This is a genomic window from Blastomonas sp., from assembly GCF_041747255.1.
Classification (GTDB): Bacteria; Pseudomonadota; Alphaproteobacteria; order Sphingomonadales; family Sphingomonadaceae; genus Blastomonas.
Window position 1 is genome coordinate 1 of record NZ_JBGTFM010000457.1, and the last position, 7,804, is coordinate 7,804.

Sequence of the window (7,804 nt, forward strand, 5' to 3'; positions counted from 1 at the left end):
GTGGCGGGGCGCAAGGCCAGTCTCGGTGCTTTCGCGAACAGCCGCTGGACGAACGCGGCGGGACTGGTCGTCGTGCTGGTCTGCGCCGGGCTGGGGGCGCGGCTGATCCTCCGCGCTGCCGGGGTCTGGCCATGAGCCGGACCATCGACATCAACGCCGACCTTGGCGAACAGCCCGACGAGGTCGCGCGCGATCTCGCGCTGATGCGGCACATCTCAAGCTGCAACATCGCGTGCGGCGGCCATGCCGGGGATGCGGAGAGCATGGCAACCATGCTGAGCGCGGCGCGCGATACCGGGGTGGCCGCTGGCGCGCACCCCTCCTACCCGGATCGCGCCGGATTCGGGCGCACATCGATGGCGATAGCCGCGCCTGACCTTGCACCGCAGCTGATCGCACAGGTGGGGGCACTGGCGCAGATTGCCGCCGATCTTGGCGTGCCGCTCACCCACATCAAGCCGCACGGGGCGCTCTACAACGATCTGGCCGATGACGAAGGACTCGCCCATGATATTGCCACGGCGCTGCACCGCGCCTTCCCGCATGTTGCGCTGGTCGGGCTGGCGCATGGCGCGTTCGCGGCGGCGGCTGAGCAGACAGGCGCGCGGTTCATCGCCGAAGCGTTTATCGACCGCGCCTATACCCCGGCGAGGCGGCTGGTGCCGCGTAACCAGCCCGGCGCGTTGATCGCCCGCGATGCTGATCGCGCCGCGCAGGCCACGGCGCTTGCACTCGGCAAGCCGGTGCGCGCGATTGACGGCAGTCTGGTAGAGATCACGGCGCACAGCCTGTGCATTCATTCTGACAGCGCAGGCGCTGAACAAACCGCTTTGCGGATCGCGCAGGAAATGATTAGCCTTGGTATCATTGTCTGTCCGCCCGGAGCATCGCCTGCATGACTGAAGCGAATACGTTGCCCCATGATATCTACAGCGCCGATGACTGGCTGATGATTCGCGCGCTGCCCGCTGCCCGCATTGCAGGACTTGCGCAGGCCGCTGCCCGGCAGGGCGGGTGGGATGAGATCGTGCCCGGCCTCGATAGCCTGTCGCTGAGCTGGAACCCGTCGCGAAGCGCGCTCGCTGACGTCCATGCCCATGCCGCCAGCCTGTTGATCCAAGCCCACGAGCCATCGGTGGCCACGCAGCCGGAAACAGCGGTATTGCACATATGCTATGATGCGGCCTGGGCGCCCGATGCCGAGATCGTATCCGAACTGCTCGGCATGGACATGGGCGACCTGCCCGCATGGCACAGCGCGCAGACATGGCGCGTGGCGATGCTCGGATTCCAGCCCGGCTTTGCCTATTTGGTCTGCGATACCGCGATCCCCGATATTCCGCGCCTCGCCGATCCCCGCTCGCATGTCGAGGCTGGCTCGGTCGGGCTGCTCGGGCGACAATGCGGGCTTTACCCGCACGCCGGCCCCGGCGGCTGGCCGGTGATCGGGCGTATCGCCGAGACCTTGTTCGATCCGCTTCAACCGAGCCCGGCGCTGCTCTCCCCCGGACAAGCCGTGCGCTTTGAACGGCTGGATCGTGCCGCGTTCGACAGCCTGATCGGGCATCACGCATGACGCTGACGGTGACCAAGGCCGGATTGCAGTCCAGCATTCAGGGCGCACCATTCAGCGGCCTGCGCCAGCTTGCTGTCCCCAGTGGCGGAGGCGCGGACATGTTGAGCCTTGCCCTCGCCAACCGGCTGGTCGGCAAGCCGCTCGCCAGCGCGGCGATCGAGATCACGCTTGGCCCGGCAGAATTCGCGGTGCAGCGCGCGATGACCATCGCGGTGACGGGTGCGCCCTGTCAGATCGAGATAAACGACACTGATGTCGAGCAGCATCATGCGATTGCCGTCGCCGCCGGTGACCGTATCCGCATCGGCCGGGTCTGGGCGGGCTGCCGTGCGTATCTGGCGCTTTCTGCCCCGATCGCCGTGCCAGAGGTTCTGGGCACTCAATCGACACTGATGAGCGCCGGTTTTGGCGGGCTTGAGGGCCGAGCACTGGCCGATGGCGACATCATTCCGCTGGGCGATGCACCGCCGGGGCCAGCGGATGTGATGACCCCGCCCGAACTGCAACCGTTTTTCGGTCACGGTTTTGTGCTGCGCTTTGTCGCGGGCCCCGAATCAGACCGGCTGGCGCTGGGCCTGTCCGCGCTTGCGCGCAAGCGCTGGCGAGTCTCGTCGCGCTCAAGCCGCATGGGGCTGAAGCTCCAGGGCAACGTCATCGATCTCAATACGAACGCGCCGATTCAAAGCGGCGCAGTCTTTCCGGGTATCATTCAGTGCCCGCCTGACGGCCTGCCCTATCTGATCGGCTGCGATGGCCAGACCACCGGCGGTTATCCGCGCATCGGCCAGGTGATCCGCGCTGACCGGCATCTGATCGGCCAGCTCGCGCCCAATGCGACGATGCTGCTGGTGCCGGTACAGCCCGAGCAGGCCGAAACGATTTTCGCGGAAAAAATGAAGCTGTGGGCGGACTGGCTGCCGGGGTTGGCGCTGTCCTGATCGAAGCCGTTCAGCCGTTTGAGGAATTGCGTGCCTGCGCCATGGCGCCGCCTGCCATCACGGTCTTTCGGCCAAAGCTGCGCCGTTCAACCAGTGGATTGGCTTCTTTTTCAAGCGCGGCGAGCGAATGGCGGAACACGTCGCGCAGACCGACAATATCTTCCAGCAGCTCATCAGGCTCCTGATGCAGTTCGACGCAGCGACGCGAGACCATTTCAATCTGTTCGGCAAGCATTGCCAGTTGCTCCGCCCCGAACTGATAGGCCTCGCCCTTCAGCGTGTGTGCCGGAAGCACCAGCTTGGCCGCTGATTTGTCCCGCATGGCGGCTTCGATGGCATCGACCGATTTGGTGCCGTCTTCCCGGAAATAGCCAAGAATGCGCACGAAATCAGCGCCCAGTATGGCGCGCGCCTCCTGAAAGGCGGCCCAGTTCACCAACGGTGCATCTTGATAGGCCATCATCGTACTCCCGGCAGCAGCGATACTGCAGGAGTGTAAAATATACCAACACTGGTAAACGAAGTATTGATTTGCCGCCTGCAAGCACCGCCAAACCGGCCCTCGAACGAATTAGCGATGATATTCAGAGCGGTAGCCAACCGCTATTTATCGCGATCGGTATCGAACGGGTTCTTGGGGCTGCGCAGAGTCAACCGCACCGGCACCGCGCCAAAACCCAAATCACGGCGGATGCCGTTGATCAGATAGCGCGCATAGCTCTCTGGCAGCTGGTCCAGCCGGGTGCCGAACATGACAAAGCCGGGCGGGCGCACCTTGGCCTGGGTCATATAGCGCAGCTTGATTCGCTTGCCGCCGGGCGCGGGCGGTGGATTGGTTTCAATCGCTTGTTCGAACCAGCGGTTGAGCATGCCGGTTGAGACCCGCCGCGACCATTCAGTGCGCGTCTCGAACGCCGCTTTCAGCATCACATCGATGCCTTTGCCGGTGATGCCGGAAATGGTCAGCACCGGCACGCCACGCAGCTGCGCCAGCCCCTCGTCAAGCGCTGCCTTGATGCCGTTGAACAGGCTTGAGGCGTCTTCGGCGACATCCCATTTGTTGATCGCGATCATCAGCGCGCGGCCTTCCTTGATCACATTGTCGGCGATCTTGAGGTCCTGCAGCTCGAGCCCCTTGGTGGCATCGAGCAGCAACACCACGACCTCGGCATAGTCAATCGCACGGCGGGCATCGGCGACCGAAAGCTTTTCGAGCTTGTCGACCACCTTTGCGCGTTTACGCATTCCGGCGGTGTCGATCAGGCGCACAGGGCGCGATGGCGCTTCACCGCCGGGCGGCACCCAGGTCCATTCGATGGCGATGGAATCGCGCGTGATCCCCGCTTCCGGCCCGGTGATCAGCCGGTCTTCACCAAGGATCTTGTTGATCAGCGTTGATTTGCCCGCATTTGGCCGACCGACAATCGCCAGCTGCAGCGGGGCTGCCTCAAGCGCGCTTTCATCGATTGCCTCGGCATCAAGGTTGACCGCGGGCAGCTGGGTGCCGGTATCGGCGGCGTCCTCAAAATCCTCGATCAAGGGGCGCAGCGCATCGAACAGTTCGGCCATACCCACGCCATGCTCGGCGCTGAATGCCACCGGCTCGCCCAGCCCCAAAGCATAGGATTCCATCAGGCCGGGGTCAGCCGCACGGCCTTCAGCCTTGTTGCCCATTAGGATAATCGGCGTCTTGGTGGTGCGCAGCCAGCGTGCGATCTCCTCATCAAGCGGCGTGATCCCGGCGCGCGCATCGAACACAAACAGCGCGGCGCGCGCGGTGGTGACCGCCTGTTCGGTCTGGCGGCGCATCCGGCCTGGCAGCGTTGCCGGGTCCTCGTCCTCATAGCCTGCGGTATCGACGATCTGGAAGTGCAGCCCGAGCAGCTCCGCCTTGCCGACGCGGCGATCGCGCGTCACCCCGGGCTGATCATCGACCAGCGCCAGCTTCTTGCCGACAAGCCGGTTGAACAGCGTGGACTTGCCGACATTGGGCCGTCCGATGATGACGATTTCGGGTAGCATATTCAATGCCTTAGAAAATTTGGTCGGGAATGGACGAGATACAAGTTCTCATATCAATGCCAGGCTTGTTAGTCTTCTTGAACAACAATCATATATTCGGAGTGTGTCATGGACCCAGTCTTGCAAAATGTCGATGCGAACACCTGGACGTGCATTTATAGAGCACCAAGGAGCGGCCGCTTTACCATCAGTTCCCGGAGTTCACATAGCCCCACGGGCGGTGGAACCCCTCGTCAGATGATGAAGGTTTGGATCAATGGCGCAGTCGTGTTTGACGTGACGAGAACTGCAGATTTCGGTTCGCCCTTAAACTTCAATCCCACCATCAAATTATCTGCCGGGGAACAGATATCCGTCACAATCCACAAAAATAATGTGGACATGAACCCAAATGATGACGGCGATAACTATCAGCAAGTCAGTTTTGGGCCATGATCTGATAAAATCATCAATTGGACCATGAACAGCGGGACGATCAGCGGAACGCGGTAATCGTCCCGCTGTCATCGAGCACATACAGCGTATTGTCGGCGATGATCGGCGGCAGCGACACCGGCTGCTTCAGATCATGCAGCATCGTGAACACGCCGTCGCTGGGGTTGACGGTACCGAGTTCACCCTGGGTGTTGGCAATGAACAGCCGCCCGCTGCCCAGCACCGGGCCGGTCCAGTCAACCTGACCCTCTTTTTTCTTTTCCTTGCGGTAACGCTGCAACTGGGTGGACCAGCGGACCTTGCCGGTGGCGCGCGCGATGCACAATATCCGCGCATCATGGGTCAGCACGAAAAGCCACTCACCCGCGATGGTGGGTGTGGAAATGCCTGCGATGTTGAGTTCCCAGATGCGCTGGCCGCTGACCAGCTCATAGGCGGCCATGCGCCCGCCTTCGCCGACGGCATACACGCGGCCCCGGTCAATGATCGGGTCGGCATCAATATCGGTCAGCGTTGATACCGAGGTTGAAATGCTGGTCCGTGCCAGCGCGTCGGACCACAGGTTGCGCCCGTTCTCATAACGATAGGCGATGAGTTCGCCGCTGGAAAAGCCCGCCACAACGGTGCCCTGCCCCGCCGCCGGAGCGGCAACGCCGAACACACCGGCCTGGCCGAGCGATCCGCTCTCGTTCCAGATGATCGTTCCATCGTTCTGGTTAAGCGCGATCAGCTGGTTGTCCTGGCTCATCACATAGGCTGCACCAAAGGCCAGCGTCGGCGCACCGCGCAAAGGACCAGCAGGCTTGACCCGCCACAGCTGAGCGCCATCGGCGGCGTTGAGCGCGGCCACTTCACCCACGCCATTGGTGGCGAACACGCGCGTCGCGTCGGCGCTGACGCCGCCACCGAACACCGAATTTTTGCCATCATCGCGCGCTTCCAATGCCGCCGACCAGACTTTCTGGCCGCTGGCGGCATCGAAGGCATGCACCATGCCGTCGGTATCGACCGCATACAGCCTGCCCCCGAACACAACCGGTGCCGCAGCCAGCCGCACGCGCGTGGTCGATCCGGCAATTTTGGCGGTCCACGCCCGCACCGGGCTGGTGCCGATGGTCATGTGACCGACAGCCTTGGTGGCGCTGCCGCCCGGCTGGCTCCAGTTGGTATTGGTCACCGCAGCGGGCAGAATGACAGCGACGCCGGCAAGGTCCGGGTCGACTGCAGCGCTGCTTTCCGCGCGCGAGAGGATCGCGGTGCGATCACCAACCGTCGGCGTGACCTTGGGCTTGTCCCTGCCGCCGAGCACGCCGCAGCCTGCCACGGTGGCCGATAGCCCCACGATCATCGCCCATTTTGCTATGCGCATTGCCAGTCCAGCTCCTTGTAATTTTCAGAACGGTAGCGACCCGCAATATTGTCGTTACTGGCCAACCGGCATCGCCGGGGGTGCAGCATTGGAAGCACCTTGAGATACACCCTGTGCCTTGCTGGGATCGTCGACCGCGTCAACCCCCATGACACCCGCCAACTGACGCGCACGTGAACGAATGGTTTCTGGCACCTGCTCATCCTCGGACAATTGCAGGAAAACCGGCCCGGCCAGCTTGGGCTGGTTCATCCGCATGTGCGCGATGGCGACCATCTCGCCTGCGCTGCCAAACCAGGGATTGCCGGGCACCGCCAGCGGCTTAAGCCGGGTGATCACATCGGCTGGCTTCATGCTGTCATATTCTGCAGCCGTCTGACGAATCAGCGCCAGATCACGTAGCGGTTGCGGCAGGCTGGTGTCAGCTGCGACCTTGGCAAATGCGGCAGCAGCCGCCTTGGGGTCGTTCTTTTCCTGGAGGATTGCGGCGGCCAGCAACTGCGACATCGCGCGGTAACCCGGCTGTCCGGCCTCATCGAGCGTCTTGAGCGCATTGGTCGCGCCGGTCAGATTGTTGTTGCGCGTGGCATCGATGGCGGTGGTCAGTTCCTCTCCGCGCACTCCTGCGTCTTCGCGCTGCTGATGCTGATAATAGAACCAGCCTGCCAGCGCGAGCAGCGCGACGACAATACCGATGATAATCTGCTTGCCATAGCGTTCAAAGATGTTCGCCATCCGGTCTTTGCGCAGCTCATCATCGACCTCACGCATGAACATATTGTCACGCGTGGCGTCTGCGGCTCCACTGCCGTCTTTTTGCGGGGTTATCGCCAATTGTCGGGCTCCTCGGCAGTCATCGTGCTGCAGGGGTCTGACCCCCGCTCAAGCTGGCGTCTTTAGCCGCCAGAAACCCCAAAAGCCATGCCAAATTTGACGCGTGGGCCGCAGGCGCGCGGTCAGAACAGCTTGCGCAGGCTGAGTGATACGAACCGGCCGCGCGGGTCGATGAAGCCCGGCTGAAAGCGCAGGGGCACCTCGCCCGCCTGATTGGTGACGCGCTGCTGGGCATCGAACACGTTGTCGACCGCCAGCCGCAGACGGCTGCCCTTCAGGAACGGCACAGCTTCAATGATCTTTGGCCGGTTGTCGAAATTGATGAATGTGCGCAGACTCAACGTCGCGATGTCATTGAAGCGCAGATCGGTTGATCCGGGCAGACCGCCGCCATCGACACGCGATCCGCTCTGGTAGTTGCCGGTGACACGTAACCCCAGGCCATTCATGAAATAACCGCCCTCAAGCTCTACGCCGTGGCGCGGCACGCCGCCGCTGCCGCCGATGGCCGATCCGCCAAGCAGATCGAGATCGGGCAGGCCGGGGCGAATACGGATCGTCTCGTCAAAACGCACGGTGTGATAGACCGAGACGTTCCAGCGCCCGCCGCCGCGACCGCCGAATCCACCC

Annotated in this window: 8 protein-coding genes and 1 pseudogene; 4 read left to right on the top strand and 5 right to left on the bottom strand. The window is 62.8% G+C overall.

The features are described 5' to 3' along the window. The first annotated feature begins 131 nt into the window (after positions 1-131). From pxpA to ACEW8G_RS15200, 3 genes are read left to right on the top strand one after another with little or no spacing between them, the layout of a single operon-like run. A complete protein-coding gene (gene pxpA, locus ACEW8G_RS15190; protein WP_373489239.1) occupies positions 132-899 on the top strand; it encodes a 5-oxoprolinase subunit PxpA in 768 nt (255 codons plus the stop codon). Next, complete coding sequence (locus ACEW8G_RS15195) at positions 896-1,576, top strand: allophanate hydrolase subunit 1 (protein WP_373489240.1); 681 nt, start codon at positions 896-898, stop codon at positions 1,574-1,576. Before pxpA ends, ACEW8G_RS15195 begins: the two co-directional genes overlap by 4 nt. Continuing rightward, positions 1,573-2,514, top strand: a complete 942-nt coding sequence (locus ACEW8G_RS15200) for a biotin-dependent carboxyltransferase family protein (protein WP_373489241.1) — start codon at positions 1,573-1,575, stop codon at positions 2,512-2,514. Before ACEW8G_RS15195 ends, ACEW8G_RS15200 begins: the two co-directional genes overlap by 4 nt. Before the next feature lie 10 nt (positions 2,515-2,524). Here ACEW8G_RS15200 and ACEW8G_RS15205 read toward each other — a convergent pair whose 3' ends face one another. Together ACEW8G_RS15205 and der are read right to left on the bottom strand one after the other, a co-directional pair. After that, on the bottom strand, positions 2,525-2,974 hold the full coding sequence (locus ACEW8G_RS15205; protein WP_373489246.1) for an Hpt domain-containing protein: 450 nt from the start codon (positions 2,972-2,974) through the stop codon (positions 2,525-2,527). Positions 2,975-3,117: 143 nt separating this feature from the next. Continuing rightward, entirely contained in the window at positions 3,118-4,536 is a 1,419-nt protein-coding gene (gene der / locus ACEW8G_RS15210) for a ribosome biogenesis GTPase Der (protein WP_373489242.1), read from the bottom strand. Between the two features lie 237 nt (positions 4,537-4,773). Here der and ACEW8G_RS15215 point away from each other — a divergent pair, with 237 nt between their 5' ends. Next, on the top strand, positions 4,774-4,971 hold the full coding sequence (locus tag ACEW8G_RS15215; RefSeq protein WP_373489243.1) for a hypothetical protein: 198 nt from the start codon (positions 4,774-4,776) through the stop codon (positions 4,969-4,971). 40 nt (positions 4,972-5,011) lie between these two features. On the opposite strand, the gene ACEW8G_RS15220 is transcribed toward ACEW8G_RS15215, so the two are convergent. The 3 genes and pseudogenes from ACEW8G_RS15220 to ACEW8G_RS15230 form a co-directional block, all read right to left on the bottom strand. Continuing rightward, positions 5,012-6,340, bottom strand: coding sequence for a PQQ-binding-like beta-propeller repeat protein (locus ACEW8G_RS15220; protein ID WP_373489244.1), 1,329 nt, complete (start codon positions 6,338-6,340; stop codon positions 5,012-5,014). 54 nt (positions 6,341-6,394) lie between these two features. Next, positions 6,395-7,174, bottom strand: a complete 780-nt coding sequence (locus tag ACEW8G_RS15225) for a tetratricopeptide repeat protein (protein WP_373489245.1) — start codon at positions 7,172-7,174, stop codon at positions 6,395-6,397. A gap of 122 nt (positions 7,175-7,296) precedes the next feature. Beyond that, positions 7,297-7,804 (bottom strand): annotated as a pseudogene (locus tag ACEW8G_RS15230) (ABC transporter ATP-binding protein); the annotation flags it as partial.

What these genes read in the sequence shown, in the direction of transcription:
- pxpA (WP_373489239.1), top strand. Translation starts at nt 132, where the DNA reads ATGAGCCGGACCATCGACATCAACGCCGACCTTGGCGAACAGCCCGAC.
- ACEW8G_RS15195 (WP_373489240.1), top strand. Translation starts at nt 896, where the DNA reads ATGACTGAAGCGAATACGTTGCCCCATGATATCTACAGCGCCGATGAC.
- ACEW8G_RS15200 (WP_373489241.1), top strand. Translation starts at nt 1,573, where the DNA reads ATGACGCTGACGGTGACCAAGGCCGGATTGCAGTCCAGCATTCAGGGC.
- ACEW8G_RS15205 (WP_373489246.1), bottom strand. Translation starts at nt 2,974, where the DNA reads ATGGCCTATCAAGATGCACCGTTGGTGAACTGGGCCGCCTTTCAGGAG.
- der (WP_373489242.1), bottom strand. Translation starts at nt 4,536, where the DNA reads ATGCTACCCGAAATCGTCATCATCGGACGGCCCAATGTCGGCAAGTCC.
- ACEW8G_RS15215 (WP_373489243.1), top strand. Translation starts at nt 4,774, where the DNA reads ATGATGAAGGTTTGGATCAATGGCGCAGTCGTGTTTGACGTGACGAGA.
- ACEW8G_RS15220 (WP_373489244.1), bottom strand. Translation starts at nt 6,340, where the DNA reads ATGCGCATAGCAAAATGGGCGATGATCGTGGGGCTATCGGCCACCGTG.